This is a genomic window from Leifsonia sp. NPDC102414 (genome assembly GCF_044765685.1).
Lineage (GTDB): Bacteria > Actinomycetota > Actinomycetes > Actinomycetales > Microbacteriaceae > Leifsonia.
Map to the genome: position 1 here is coordinate 130,720 of NZ_JBIWKN010000002.1, position 13,152 is coordinate 143,871.

Annotated in this window: 14 protein-coding genes; 3 read left to right on the forward strand and 11 right to left on the reverse strand. The window is 70.1% G+C overall.

All coding sequences use genetic code 11. From position 1 onward, the window contains the following. Positions 1–47: 47 nt before the first annotated feature. The 10 genes from ACIRCZ_RS08880 to ACIRCZ_RS08925 all read right to left on the reverse strand — a co-directional run bounded on the left by ACIRCZ_RS08880 (position 48) and on the right by ACIRCZ_RS08925 (position 9,767). Complete coding sequence (locus ACIRCZ_RS08880) at positions 48–2,258, reverse strand: DEAD/DEAH box helicase (RefSeq protein ID WP_402851986.1); 2,211 nt, start codon at positions 2,256–2,258, stop codon at positions 48–50. A gap of 271 nt (positions 2,259–2,529) precedes the next feature. After that, the gene (locus ACIRCZ_RS08885; protein ID WP_402851989.1) at positions 2,530–3,033 is read right to left on the reverse strand and encodes a hypothetical protein; all 504 of its coding nucleotides are present in this window, start codon (positions 3,031–3,033) and stop codon (positions 2,530–2,532) included. A gap of 97 nt (positions 3,034–3,130) precedes the next feature. Next, the gene (locus tag ACIRCZ_RS08890) at positions 3,131–3,484 is read right to left on the reverse strand and encodes a VOC family protein (RefSeq protein ID WP_055898508.1); all 354 of its coding nucleotides are present in this window, start codon (positions 3,482–3,484) and stop codon (positions 3,131–3,133) included. Positions 3,485–3,541: 57 nt separating this feature from the next. Next, entirely contained in the window at positions 3,542–4,399 is an 858-nt protein-coding gene (locus ACIRCZ_RS08895; RefSeq protein ID WP_055898505.1) for a MurR/RpiR family transcriptional regulator, read from the reverse strand. Next, positions 4,396–5,247, reverse strand: a complete 852-nt coding sequence (locus ACIRCZ_RS08900; protein ID WP_402851994.1) for a metallophosphoesterase — start codon at positions 5,245–5,247, stop codon at positions 4,396–4,398. The genes ACIRCZ_RS08895 and ACIRCZ_RS08900 overlap by 4 nt, the downstream gene beginning before the upstream one ends. A gap of 9 nt (positions 5,248–5,256) precedes the next feature. Continuing rightward, positions 5,257–6,177: a phosphonate ABC transporter, permease protein PhnE gene (phnE, locus tag ACIRCZ_RS08905; protein ID WP_402851997.1), complete on the reverse strand. Its 921-nt coding sequence runs from the start codon at positions 6,175–6,177 to the stop codon at positions 5,257–5,259. After that, positions 6,174–6,983, reverse strand: a complete 810-nt coding sequence (phnE, locus tag ACIRCZ_RS08910) for a phosphonate ABC transporter, permease protein PhnE (RefSeq protein WP_055898502.1) — start codon at positions 6,981–6,983, stop codon at positions 6,174–6,176. Before phnE (ACIRCZ_RS08910) ends, phnE (ACIRCZ_RS08905) begins: the two co-directional genes overlap by 4 nt. Next, on the reverse strand, positions 6,980–7,780 hold the full coding sequence (gene phnC, locus ACIRCZ_RS08915; protein WP_055898499.1) for a phosphonate ABC transporter ATP-binding protein: 801 nt from the start codon (positions 7,778–7,780) through the stop codon (positions 6,980–6,982). Before phnC ends, phnE (ACIRCZ_RS08910) begins: the two co-directional genes overlap by 4 nt. Positions 7,781–7,864: 84 nt before the next feature. Continuing rightward, positions 7,865–8,896, reverse strand: a complete 1,032-nt coding sequence (phnD, locus tag ACIRCZ_RS08920) for a phosphate/phosphite/phosphonate ABC transporter substrate-binding protein (protein WP_402852001.1) — start codon at positions 8,894–8,896, stop codon at positions 7,865–7,867. Positions 8,897–9,005: 109 nt separating this feature from the next. Beyond that, the gene (locus ACIRCZ_RS08925; RefSeq protein ID WP_402852003.1) at positions 9,006–9,767 is read right to left on the reverse strand and encodes an HAD family hydrolase; all 762 of its coding nucleotides are present in this window, start codon (positions 9,765–9,767) and stop codon (positions 9,006–9,008) included. A gap of 98 nt (positions 9,768–9,865) precedes the next feature. On the opposite strand from ACIRCZ_RS08925, the gene ACIRCZ_RS08930 reads away from it, so the two are divergent. Genes ACIRCZ_RS08930 through ACIRCZ_RS08940 form a run of 3 tightly spaced genes read left to right on the forward strand, consistent with a single transcriptional unit; the run spans position 9,866 to position 12,315 of the window. Continuing rightward, positions 9,866–10,249 carry a hypothetical protein gene (locus tag ACIRCZ_RS08930; RefSeq protein WP_402852005.1) on the forward strand — a complete coding sequence of 128 codons (384 nt, stop codon included), beginning with the start codon at positions 9,866–9,868 and terminating at the stop codon, positions 10,247–10,249. A gap of 43 nt (positions 10,250–10,292) precedes the next feature. Beyond that, positions 10,293–11,840: an NAD(P)/FAD-dependent oxidoreductase gene (locus ACIRCZ_RS08935; protein ID WP_082581569.1), complete on the forward strand. Its 1,548-nt coding sequence runs from the start codon at positions 10,293–10,295 to the stop codon at positions 11,838–11,840. 4 nt (positions 11,841–11,844) lie between these two features. Continuing rightward, positions 11,845–12,315, forward strand: a complete 471-nt coding sequence (locus ACIRCZ_RS08940) for an SRPBCC domain-containing protein (RefSeq protein ID WP_402852008.1) — start codon at positions 11,845–11,847, stop codon at positions 12,313–12,315. Positions 12,316–12,349: 34 nt separating this feature from the next. Here the strand turns inward: ACIRCZ_RS08940 and ACIRCZ_RS08945 are convergent, their stop codons facing one another. Continuing rightward, on the reverse strand, positions 12,350–13,132 hold the full coding sequence (locus tag ACIRCZ_RS08945; RefSeq protein WP_402852011.1) for an alpha/beta hydrolase: 783 nt from the start codon (positions 13,130–13,132) through the stop codon (positions 12,350–12,352). Positions 13,133–13,152 lie beyond the last annotated feature (20 nt).

Genomic DNA, 13,152 nt, shown 5'->3' on the forward strand with positions numbered 1-13,152 from the left:
ATCCGGTGCGGCCTTCGTGCGTCGCTGTCGTGCTGCTCGCCGCGGCGTTATGCCTGCGCTGCCGCCTGAGCCAGGTCGGTGATGAGCTGGTCGCCGGGGATCGCCGGCACGAACTCGGCCTCGATCTCGGCGCGACCGAGCAGCTCGGTCATGCGGCGCTGACGCTGACGCGGGATGAGCGTGACGACCGTGCCCTGCTTGCCGGCGCGGCCGGTGCGGCCGGAACGGTGCAGGTAGGTCTTGTACTCGTCGGGCGCGTCGGCCTGGATGACCAGATCGATGTCGTCGACGTGGATGCCACGGGCGGCGACGTCGGTGGCGACGAGCACGTTGACCCGGCCGCTGGTGAGCTGGCCGAGGTTGCGGGTGCGGCGGGACTGGTTGAGGTCGCCGTGCAGGCTGACGGCCGGGATGCCGGCGTCGTCGAGCTGGTCGGCGAGCATCTCGGCGAACGCGCGGGTGCGGGCGAAGACCAGGGTCTTGCCGTCGCGGTCGGCGAGCTGCTCGATGATCGCCGCCTTGTCGCGGTGCTCGATGACCAGCACGCGGTGGTCGATCGTGGAGGACGCCTGGTCTTCGCCGGCGACCTCGTGCACGGTCGGGTTCACCAGGAACTCGTCGACGAGCTGGGCGACACCCTTGTCGAGGGTCGCGGAGAACAGCAGCTTCTGGCCGCCCTCCGACGTCTCGCGCAGGATGCGCTGCACCGGCTCCAGGAAGCCGAGGTCGCACATGTGGTCCGCCTCGTCCAGGACGGTGATGACGACCTCGCTGAGGTCGAGACGCCCCTGCTCGATGAGGTCCTCGATGCGGCCGGGGGTGCCGATCACGATGTCGACGCCGCGCTGCAGCGCTCCCACCTGACGGGCCTGCGGCACACCGCCATAGATCTGCGTGGTGAACAGGCCGACGCTGCGGGCGATCGGCTGCACGGTGCGGTCGATCTGCAGGGCGAGCTCGCGGGTGGGTGCCAGGATGAGGGCGCGCGGCTTGCGGCCCATCTGGCGCTTGCCGCCCGACTTGCCCGATTCGGCCCAGAGGGTCATCAGTCGCTCCACCATGGGGGCGCCGAAAGCGATGGTCTTGCCGGAGCCCGTGCGGCCGCGGCCGAGGACGTCCTTGCCTGCCAGCACATCCGGGGTCGTCGCAGCCTGGATGGGGAACGGCCGGTCGGCGCCGAGCTCGGCGAGCGCGCGGACGATGTTGCCGCCGAGGCCGAGGTCGCCGAAGGTCACGCCGTCGACGTCCTTCGCCTCGATGGCGTCTGCCTCGAGGCGCTCGAGCACGACGTCGTCATTCGCCGTGAACGCGGGCTTCTCGTCGCGCGACGGGTAGAACGACGACGAGCTGTCGCGGCGCGGTGCGCGGTCGGCGTCGAACGAGCGGCGGGGGCCGCGGTCGTTGTCGAAGTCACGACGCGGACGGTCGTTGTCGAAGTCGCGACGGGGAGCGCGGTCGTCGTTTCCGCGACGCGGGCGGTCGTTGTCGAAATCGCGACGCGGTGCGCGGTCGCCGTCGAACGAACGACGGGGTCGGTCGTTGTCGAAGTCACGACGCGGTCCGCGGTCGCCGTCGAACGAGCGCGGAGCGCGGTCCTTGTCGAAGTCGCGACGGGGAGCGCGGTCGTCGTTTCCACGGCGCGGGCGGTCGTTGTCGAAATCGCGACGCGGTCCACGGTCGCCGTCGAACGAACGCGGAGCGCGATCCTTGTCGAACGAACGCGGAGCGCGGTCCTTGTCGAAGTCGCGGCGCGGTGCGCGGTCGCCGTCGAACGAACGACGCGGACGGTCGTTGTCGAAATCGCGACGCGGAGCGCGGTCGCCATCGAACGAACGACGCGGACGGTCGTTGTCGAAATCGCGACGCGGAGCGCGGTCGCCATCGAACGAACGACGCGGACGGTCGTTGTCGAAGTCGCGACGCGGAGCGCGGTCGTCACGGCCGCGCGAGCGGTCGCCGTCCGGCTGCCAGGTGCGGCGTGCGTCCTTGCCGCGGGGCTCCCAGTTCGGGCGCTCCTTGCGGGCGCCGGTCGAGCCTGCGCCTTCGCGCCCGCCATCGCGGCTTCCGCCATCGCGGCTTCCGTACGTTGCGCGACCGCGGGCGGCGCGCTCGTCCTCCGACCAGCGGGCCTTCTTCGGGGCTGCGCCCTCTTCCGCCGCGCGGTATCCGCGGTGGCTGGGGCTGCGGCTGCCTGCCTTGGGGGCACCCTTGCGGGCGCCAGGAGCGCTGTTGTTTCCGTGCTTCTTGAATCCGGGCATGGATGTCTTCCTGGGTTGTTCTCGTTATGCATGACGAAGCACGCGGATCGTTACCGCGCTTCAAAGGAGAACCCGGGCAGTCTTTGGCCGGGGCCGTTCACATACAGTGATCATTCGCCTGCCGAACGGCGGCGAAACCGGCCCACCTGACTTACAAACCCATCCGCACGAACGTGCGGTGTCAAGAGCCGACTTATCTACGATACAGGAACAAGCCTGAGCGTGGGCGGTGACTTTTCGCCACCGTCCACGCTCAGGCTCATCGGCGCGGTCAGACCCGCTTGCTCGCCTTCACTGCGGCGAAGTACTCGTTTGCCGGCTTGAGGAAGATCAGCACGGTGGCGATCACGCCGACGACCACGCGGGCCGCGCCGAGACCATAGCCGCCGAGGATGCCGAAGAGCGAGAGCACGGTGACGATCAGCAGCACGATGCGCGCCCAGTTCGCACCGCGGCGCATGAAGAACGCGAACAGCACGTACGCCGCGATGTAGAGGATGCCGAACACCACGGCGAGCGTGACGGACACGCCGACCGTCGCGTTGAGCGTCGCGTCGGAGATCTGCTGGCCCTGGTTCGCGAGCTGCTTCTGCACGTCGTCCTTGAGCGATCCGACCGTCGCGAGCGAGACGATGAGCGCGATGAGGCTCAGGGCGGCGCCGACGATGTACAGCCAGAACGCGATGTTCACCTGCTGCGGCGGAGCGACGGGTGCGCCGCTTCCCGCCGGGGACGACGACGCGGGGTAGCTGGCCGGTGGGGTGGTATCACTCATGGTGTTCTCTCCTAGAACGTCGATGTTGCACACGGACGCTGGTCGGCGAAGACCCAGCCCGTCGCACGGTAGTCCTCGGCCCGCTGTTGAGCAATGGTCAGTTCGGAGGTTGCCACAGCTCGATCGCGAGCCCCTCCGGATCGTGGATGCGCGCGAAGCTCCCGTACTCCGTGTTCGTCCACTCGTCTTTGCGTTCCACCTGGATGCCCGCCGCTTCGAGGCTCGCCGCCAGCGCATCCAGCTCGGTGACCCGCAGGTTGAGCATGAACGCCTGGTCGGCGGCGAAGTAGTCGCTGTCGGCGGGGAACGGGGCGAACACGGTCATCCCTGCCTCCTGCTGCCAGACGGATGCCTGCCCTGCGTCGATGCCGAGGTGCTCCTTGTACCAGGCGGCCCGCGCATCCGGGTCGCCGCTGCGGAAGAAGAGTCCGCCGATTCCTGTCACGGGCATGTGAGCCTCCTCGTGTCCTGGTCCCCTCATTCTGCCGCGCCAGGGGATGGCAGACCCCTACTCCGCCAGGTTGTCGCTGATCGCGTCCAGCGCCAGCGACTTCGCCGTGGTCGCAGCGTCGCCGAGGCGCTGCGTCACCGCAGCGACCAGCCCCTCGATGAGGATGGCCTGCGGAAGCCGGGAGGCGAGGGTGATCTCGTCGCGGAAGGTCAGGTCGGGCATGGTCACGACCAGTGCGACGTCGGCGGCCTGCGCGATCGGGCTGCGCACGAACGCGGTCACCGCGATCACGGTCGCGCCCGCCGCCGTCGCCGCGCCGGCCGTGCGGAGAGTGGATGCGTTCGAGCCGCTCCCGCTGACCGCCAGCAGCACGTCGCCTGGCGAGAGCAGCCGCGCGGTGATCTGCTGGCCGATCACGTCGAGCGGGGACTCCGCTGCCCGGCCGACGCTGGTGAGGCGGGCGGCCGCATCCAGCGCAAGAGGGGCAGAGAGTCCGTTGCCCACCGCGACCACGCGGCGGGCGGAGACGAGTGCCTCGACGGCGCGCTCCACCGCGTCCGCGTCGAGGAGGGCGACCATGTCGTCCACCCTGCCTGCGATGTGGGTGAAGGTCTGCGTGACGATGCCGGCCGACCCGACGGGCGCGGCGGCCTCTGCTGCGACGGGGCGGTAGCCCGCGTCCCTGGCGAGCAGCACGCGCAACTGCTGGTAGCCGGTGAAGCCGAGGCTCTGGCAGGTGCGCACCACGGTGGCACGGGAGGCGCCGGCCAGCTCGGCGACCTGCTGCGAGCTGAGCTCCACGATCTCCGCCGAACGCTCCAGCAGCACGGCCGCGACGGCCTGCTCCGTCGGCAGCAGGGAGGGGAGGACGGAGCGGATGGTCGCGATGACCTCGCCGGGACGGTGGTCGGTCATCGTGGCTCCTTCGGGCCGGCCGCCGCGGCGATGCGCTCGACCTCCGCCGCGTCCAGGTCGAAGATCTCCGTGCCGTCCTCTGCGCTGGGCGCGGCGACGAACATGACGGTCGGGTCACCCTCCAGCGGGAGGTCGATCACCGCGAAGCCGGAGCCGACGGTCGCGCGCTCCGTTCCGGCGGCGGCGATGGGATCTGAGCTGTTCGCCGTGCCAGGGGCGACGACGACCGGGATGCCCTCCGCGACCGTGCTCATGGCGTGGTGGTAGTGCCCTGCCAGCACGAGCCGCACATCGCCGGATGCGCACGCCTCCAGCACCCCGGACGGGTTCTGCAGTTCCAGAGCAGCCAGCAGCGCGCTCGCGGCGGGGATGGGCGGATGATGCAACACCACGACGGCGCCGTGCGCGGACGGGGAGTCGACGACGCCGCGCAGGCGGTCGAGAGCAGCCGCATCCACCGCCCCGTAACCGGCGCCAGGCACGGAGGTGTCGACCGTGACCACCCGGAAACCGGCGACCTCCACGACCGTCTCGCGGGCGCCGAGCACGCCCTCGAAGCCATCGCGGAGGTCGTGGTTGCCCATCGCGTAGACCACGGCGGCTCCGTGCTCGGAGGCCCACGGAGCGATCCGCCCGGCGAGCATCCTGTACGACTCCGCGCTGCCGTCGTCCGACAGGTCGCCTGACACCGCGACGAGGTCGACGACACCGAGCGAGGACGCGCGGGCGAGGACACGGTCGAGCGCGGCGAGCGTGTCGACCATCCCGTAGTGCAGGCTGCCGTCGCCGAAGAGGTGGGTGTCGGAGATGTGCAGGATGCGCAGGCCGCGCTCGGCAGGGAAGCTCACGACGTCACCCTATTCCGTCGCCTTCAGCTCGATGCTCTCCGCGCGCACCCGACGCGCCGAACGACGCCGAACGGCCGTGACCACCGGCAGCTCCCAGTGCCCGGAGATGATGCGGTGGCGCACCAGGCCCGAGAGCTGGTCGATGATCATGGTGACGACGATGACCACGATCATCAGCATCCCCACCACGTCCCAGATGCGGAACTGGATGTTGTCGACCAGCATCTTGCCGATGCCGCCCGCACCGATCAGGCCGAGGATGGCGGACGCGCGCACGTTGATCTCGAACCGGTACAGCCAGAACGCGAGCACGTCCGGCTTCGCGTTCGGCCACACGCCCCAGCGCATGATCTGCACCCGCGAGCCGCCTGCGGCTGTCGCCGCCTCGATGGCGCCGCGGTCGACGGACTCGAAGCTCTCGTAACCCCACTTGCCGAGCGTGCCGATCGAGCCGATCGCGATGGCGAGCGCACCGGTGTATGCGGTGAGCCCGGTGACCGACAGCATCAGCACGGCGATCACGACCTCCGGCACGGCGCGCAGCACGGCGAACACCGCGCGGAGCGGCCAGCGCACCACCGCCGGGGTCAGCCCTCTCGTGGCGAGCAGGCTCAGCGGGAACGAGACGATCACGCCGATCACGGTGCCGAACCAGGCCATCGCGACGGACAGCATGGTCGCGGAGAGCGCATCCGGCAGCTTGTCCCAGGCGGGAGGCAGGAACATCAGGCCGAGGTAGTGGGCGAGCTTCTGCGGGAGCTGCCACAGTGCATCCCAGGAGATGTCGACGCCCCAGAAGGCGGCGACCACCACGACGGTGACGATCACCCACACGACCGTGCGCGCGATCCGCAGCGGCTTGCGCGGCCGCAGCTGGCTCGGGATGCGCGTGGCGGGGCTGGTGCGGTCGGCGATGGTGGGCGCGGTCATCGGATCAGCCTCCGCCTGGTGTATGAGCTGAGCAGCTCGAGCAGCACGACGAGGATGAGGATCTCGAAGATGATCATGCTGAGGTAGTGGTACTGGTAGAAGGTGCGCACCTTGTCGATGAGCATCCCGAGACCGCCGGCGCCGACCAGGCCGATGACGGTGGATGCGCGGATGTTCAGCTCGAGCACGTAGATCGCCTGCGACAGGTAGGTGGGCGCGACCTCCGGCACCATCGCGGCGCGGTTGGCCTTGAACCAGGTGCCGCCCGCGGCGAGCGCCGCCTCCTGGCCACCGCGGTCGAGGCCGTCGAGCGCTTCGGAGATGAGCTTCACGATGATGCCGACGTTGAAGAGCACGAGCGCCAGGATGCCGGACAGCGCCCCCGTGCCGACCACGGTCACGAACAGGGAGGCGTAGAGCAGGTCCGGCACGCTGCGGACGACGTTCATCACGAACCGCACGATGCCGAGGACGACGCTGTTCGGGTTGGTGGCGCGGGAGGCGAGGAACGACAGCGGCAGCGCGATGATCACGCTGACGGCCGTGGAGATCACAGCCATCTGCACGGTCTGCAGCAGCCACGGCAGCGTCTCGGGGAAGAACGTGTAGTCCGGCTGGAAGAGCTGGATGAGGGTGTTGGAGGCGTTCTGCGCGTTGGCGAAGAGTGCGCCGACGTCCACCTGCACGGCGATCGCCGACCAGACCGTGATCGCGGCGAGCACGGCGATGGTGACGACGACTTTCCACGCCGAGCGCGGTTTGACGGGGCGGGCGTTCTGCGCCGAACCGGTGGTCACGCTCGTCACGGCAGCACCGCCGGGGCGTCGAGCACGTCCTCCGCGGTGAGGGAGCGGCCGTAGATCGACTCGAACACGGATTCGTCCGCGCCGGCGCCAGGGCCGTCGTAGACGACCTCGCCGTTGCGCAGCCCGATCAGGCGGGTGCCGTAGCGGCGGGCGAGGTCGAGGAAGTGCAGGTTGACGACGACGGTGATGCCGAGTTCGGCGTTGATCCGCTGCAGGTCGCGCATCACCACGTGGGAGGTCGGAGGGTCGAGGGAGGCGACGGGCTCGTCGGCGAGGATCACCTTCGGCCGCTGCGCCAGGGTGCGCGCGATGGCGACGCGCTGCTGCTGACCGCCGGACAGCTCGGAGGCGCTGGAGTACGCCTTCGAGACGATCTCCACGCGCTCGAGCGCCTGCATTGCGAGTTCGACGTCGTCGGCCGACCACGCCGCGAGCAGCGTCCGCCAGGCCGAGGTGTGGTGCAGACGGCCCATCAGCACGTTGTTGAGCACCGTGGTGCGCTTCGCGAGATTGAAGCTCTGGAACACCATCCCGACCTCGCTGCGCAGGGTGCGCAGCCGCTTGCCGCGCAGCCCGGAGAGCTGGTAGTCGCCCACGGTGATCTCGCCGGACGTGATCGGGACCAGCCCGTTGATCGTGCGGATGAGCGTCGACTTGCCTGCGCCGGACAGCCCGACGACGGCGACCATCTCGCCGGGCTCGATGGTGAGGCTCACGTCCCGCAGTCCGGAGAATCCGTTGGGGTACGTGACGCCCACGTTCTCGAACCGGATGCGCGCTCCTGACGACTCCGTCATCTCGTCTGTCCTTCCTTGCCGTCGATACTGTCGATGCGGGGCGGCAGGCATGTTGTGCCCGCCACCCCGCTCATGGTCGTGCGATCAGCCGAGGCCGATGGATGCTGCCGCGTCCTGCGTCTTCTTCAGGCTCGCGGGGTCAGCGTCGACCAGGCCGGTGATCTGGTAGATCGCGGTGAGCGCCTTCACGCCCTCCGGGGTGCCCGCGTAGTCCTTCATCGCGTCGGCGATCTTGGTCTGCCAGGTCTTGCTGAGCTTGCTGCTGATCGAGGCGCCGTCGTTCGGGATCTCGTCGGTCAGAGCGAAGACCACGACCTTCTCACCCACATCCGGGGTGTCCTTCTGCACGACGGAGCGCGCATCCCAGTAGCTGGTGCCGACCTCGGCGTCGCCGTTGTAGACGGCGAGCACGCTGGCGTCGTTGGCGGTGACCTGGACGGTCTTGATGTCCTTGTCGACATCGAGGCCTGCCTTCTTCATCGCCGCGACGGGGAAGATGTAGCCGGCAGGGGATGCGGCCTGGAGCAGCGAGACCGTCGCGCCCTTGATCTTCGTGATGCTGTCGAGCCCGGCAGGGCCGGTGCCCTTCTCGGTGCCGTTGCAGTACAGCATCCCGTTCGCGCCCTTCACCGGAGTGTCTGAGCAGTACTTCTTGGGGTCGTTGGTGAAGAACTGAGCGGCGTACGTGCTCTTGCCGTTGCGCTGCGTCTGCAGGGCGGGGACGGCGCCGTACTTGTCGCAGGCCTGGCTCATCTGGAGGCTCGGGAGCATGCCGATCTGGGCCTGGTTGCTGCCGATCGCCTCGACGGCGGCCTGGTAGTCCTGCGTGATGACACCCTTCACCGGGATGCCGAGACGCGAGGTGAGCGCCTCTTCGAGCGGCTTGACCGTCTCGACGAGCTTGGCGGCGTCGCCGGAGGGGACGAGCGCGAGGGTGAGCGAGGTGGGGGCCTTGGCCGAGTCGTCCGAGGTGCCCGTGCAGGCGGCGGGGGCCGCCGTGCCGGATGCGGTGGAGCCGGATGCGGTCTGCTGCTGCACACCGCATCCACTCAACGCGAGCGCGGCGAGGATGGCGAGGCCAGAGGCGCTCGCGACGGCGATCTTCCGGATTTTCATGACGTTCCCATTCTGTGCGGAGGTGAGGACTGCGAGTGGTGGGTGGTGCTGATTCTGTGGAGAGAGAGGTCGTGGGGTGGGGGTGTGGAGGGGTGAGGTCGGCTGCTGGTCAGGCCGGAGCGCTGGCCGCGGCCGTCGTCGACTGGTGCGCGGCGGTGAAGCCGGCGGGGTCGGCCGCCCAGCGGCGGATGCCGTCGTACAGGCCGGGGAAGTCCGCCGCGACCAGGTGCGCAGGACCAGCGCGGTGGCCGAAGCGGTCGATCAGGGCGGTGGCGCACCCGGCCGCGAGCGGCTGGGCGAGGTCGTTGCCCCAGATGTCGCCCACCGACAGCAGCTGCGACGGCTCCCTGCCGTCGAGCAGCACAGGAAGAAGGCTGGTCCAGCCGGCGGGTTTGTCCGCGTCGGTGACGATGCGGTCGATCGCGTCGGCCACCCCGATGGCCGCGAGCGTCTCCCGCACCCCGTCGAGCGGCGCGTTCGTCACGAGCACGCGCTCGACGCTTCCCCCCAGGCTGCCGAGGAAGTCGGCGAGCCCGGCCGGCGCCGACACCGCGACGGTTCCCCCGGCGAGCGCCCGCCGGCTGGTCTGGTACGCGCTCTGCAGCAGGTCGTCGCTTGCGTGCCCTGCTGCGAGCGCTGCGACGGCCGCGTAGCCGTCGATGTATGCGGGTGAGCCAGGCTCCCCGTCGAGGAACGCGCCGAGCCTGGCGCGGAGCGACGCATCGAGGTCGGTCCGCCCTGTCGATCCGGCGTCGAGAATGCCGGCGATCACCGCCTCCGCGTACTCCCACACGGGGGCGTCGCCGACGCACACGGTCCCGTCGAAGTCGAGGACGATGGTCGGTCTGCTGGAGGTCTGACGGTCGTTCACGAGTGCAGCCTATGCGTTCATGAACGCTCTGTTCATGTTTTTTTGTGTCATGAAACAACTGTTCACAACTCGTTAACCTCAGGCGATACGCTGACCGCATGGCCAAAGCGCACGACTTCTTCATCATCGGCGACCACGAGAACGGCAGGCGCATCGTCGCGTCCGCACTCCAGAGCGAGGGGTTCGCGGTCACAGCGAGTCCGGCGGGCGGCCTGCTCGCCAAGCGCGGGAGCACCGCCATGACCGTGCTGCTCGGCGGCCTGGCCGGCAACAACTTCCAGCAGACCTTCCTCGTCGACTTCATGGTCGACCAGCACGGACGGCTCGTCGCGCGCCTCAACAGGAACATGGCGGGGGGCGCGCTCAAGGGCGGAGCCATCGGCGCCGCCAAGACCGACAGCGCGTTCCAGCAGACCGCGAACGCCATCGCCGCCGCCCTGCACGGGGCAGGCGCCCTCTCCGACAGCGTCGCCCAGCTCTGAGCATCCCGGTCGAATCGGACGATAACGGGGTATACAGGGAGGCATGAGCTCCACCACTCCGGACGCGATCGTCGTCGGCTCCGGCCCCAACGGGCTGTCCGCCGCTGTCACCCTCGCCCGCGCGGGGCTCTCCGTGCGCGTCTACGAGCGCAACGCGACCGTCGGCGGCGGCACCCGCACAGAAGAGGTGACGCTCCCGGGGTTCCGTCACGACATCTGCTCCGCCGTGCATCCCCTGGCCTTCGCCTCCGGGTTCTTCCAGAGGTTCGGTATCGAGCAGCGAGTGCCGTTCGTCGTCCCGACCGCCTCGTACGCGCATCCCCTGGACGGCGGGAGAGCGGCGATTGCCTACCGCGACCTCGACCGCACGGCCGACGCCCTCGGCGTCGACGGGCCGGCGTGGCTCCGCATGCTCGGTCCGCTCGTGCGGAACGCGGACGCCGTGGCCCAGTTCACCGGATCGCAGCTCTTCCAGGTGCCGCGGCACCCGCTCGTCGCGGCGCGGCTCGGGGCGACCATGCTGGCCCAGGGCGGCCCCTGGTGGGATGCGTTCTTCCGCACGGAGGCCCCGGGCGCCATGCTCACCGGGGTGTTCGCGCACACCACGCTCGCCCTGCCGAGCATCGCGGGGGCAGCGGCGGGACTGACCCTCGCCACATACGCACACGCCCGCGGCTGGCCGATCCCTGTCGGCGGGAGCCAGGCCATCGCCGACGCGATGGTGGCCGACATCGTCGCGCACGGCGGCGAAGTGGTGACGGGGACGGAGATCACCTCCCTCGCGGAGCTGCCGGATGCGCGCGTCATCCTGTTCGACACGGGAGCCGAGGCCGCCGCCCGGCTCGGCGAGGACCGGCTGCCGCCGTCCTACTTGCGGCGCATCTCCGCCTTCCGGAACGGGAACGGGGTCGCCAAAGTCGACTTCGCCCTCTCCGGCCCCGTGCCGTGGTCGAATCCGGAACTGCTGGAGGCCGGCACCGTGCACCTCGGGGGCACCCGAGCGGCCGTCGCCCGCTCGGAGCGCGAGGTCGCCGCCGGGCGTCACAGCGACGATCCGTACGTTCTCGTCTCCCAGCCATCGCTCTTCGACGGCACGCGGGCACCGGCAGGCAAGCACGTTCTGTGGGCGTACACGCACGTGCCGGCCGGTTCCCCCGTCGACCAGACGGAGGCGATCACGCGGCAGATCGAACGCTTCGCGCCCGGCTTCCGGGATGTGGTGCTCGCCAGCACCCACAAGACGGCCGTGGAGATGGCAGCGTACAACCCCAACTACGTCGGCGGCGACATCTCGGCGGGGGCGCCCAGCCTCCGTCAGCTCATCGCGCGACCCGTTGCGTCCGCCGACCCGTGGCGGATGCCCGGCCGCGGACTGTACCTCGCCTCTGCCTCCGCCGCGCCTGGCCCAGGAGTGCACGGGCTCGTCGGCTACTACGCGGCGCGCAGCGCGCTGCGGCACGAGTTCGGGATGCGCGCGATGCCGTCGCTCGCACCGGACGCGGACGCGCGCGCCATCCCCGGCGCAGGCGCGCATCCATCCATCGACCAGGCCGAGGCGTCGCTGCGCCCCGACGGCCTTCCGGAGCAGTGAGCACATGTCCGTGACCGTCCGCGAACTGGATTGCACGCCAGAGCAGGTCTTCGTCGCCCTCGCCGACCCGTGGGTCTACCCGACCTGGGTGGTCGGGGCGTCCCGGCTGCGCGCCGCGGAGCCGAGCTACCCCCGGCCGGGCTCCAAGCTGCACCACTCCATCGGCGTCTGGCCGTTCGTTCTCGACGACGAGACCGTTGTCGAGACCTGGGATCCGCCACGGCGGATGGCGCTCGAGGCGAAGACCCGCCCGGTCGGCAAAGAGCGCGTCATCATCGACGTGAAGCCCCGCGGCACCGGGTGCGTCGTGCGAATGGAGGAGTACCCCGTCAGCGGCCCGGCCCGCCTCATCCCGAAGCCGCTCGCCGACCTCATGCTGCACATCCGGAACGTGGAGACGCTGCGTCGCCTCGAGCACGTCGCCAGGGGCCGCGCCGCGGAGCAGGCGAGAGGCGAGCAGGCGAACAGCGAGTAGCCGAGCAACGAGCAGCCGAGCGGCGGCCGCCGGCCTAGCGCAGCAGGCCGGTCAGGGCGTCGAGCAGAGCGGGACGCCAGACAGTGAAGTCGTGAGCGCCGGGGTAGGTGCGCGCCCGGACGGTGATGCCGCGGGTGTCTGCTGCCAGGCGCGCGATGGCGGCGGTCTGGCTGACGAGAGAGAGCGCGTCCGGCGCGCCGGGGTGCGGCTGCTCCGCGTCGCCAACGGCGAGGTCGATGCTGAGCGGCATCCCTGCGTAGCCGTCGAGCGCCGCGCGGATGCTCAGCGTGCGGTAGCGGTCGGCGTCGTAGACGGTGTCGCCGACGCCGAACGCGCCGAACGTGCGCGCCGACGATCCGGCAGGCGGCTCGGGATCGTACGCCGCAGGGCTCAGCGCCACGACCTGGCCGAACAACTCTGGATGCGCGAGCCCGAACCGCAGCGCACCGTACCCGCCCATCGAGTACCCGGCGACGATTCGGGATGCGCGCCCCACTGCGGTTCGCCCGTCTGGCAGCCGCGCCTCGACGTGATCCACCAGGTCGCCGGTCAGCGCCGTCTCGACCTGGCGGCCGGCCCGGTGCGCCGAGTCGACGTAGTAGCTCGCGCGCTCGCTCCACGGCGCATCCGGAAGCACCGCGATCAGCGGAAGCGCGCGCAGGTCGTCGAGCACCGGCTCCCACGACGCGGCGGAGTCTCCTCGCCCGTGCAGCAGGTAGACGATGGGCAGCGGCCCCGGCACGACGTCCGGCGCGATCAGGGTGTAGCGCAGTTCGTCGCCGATCGCCCTGCTGATGAATGATCGCTGCTCCAGCATCCGTCGGCCTGCTCCAGCGC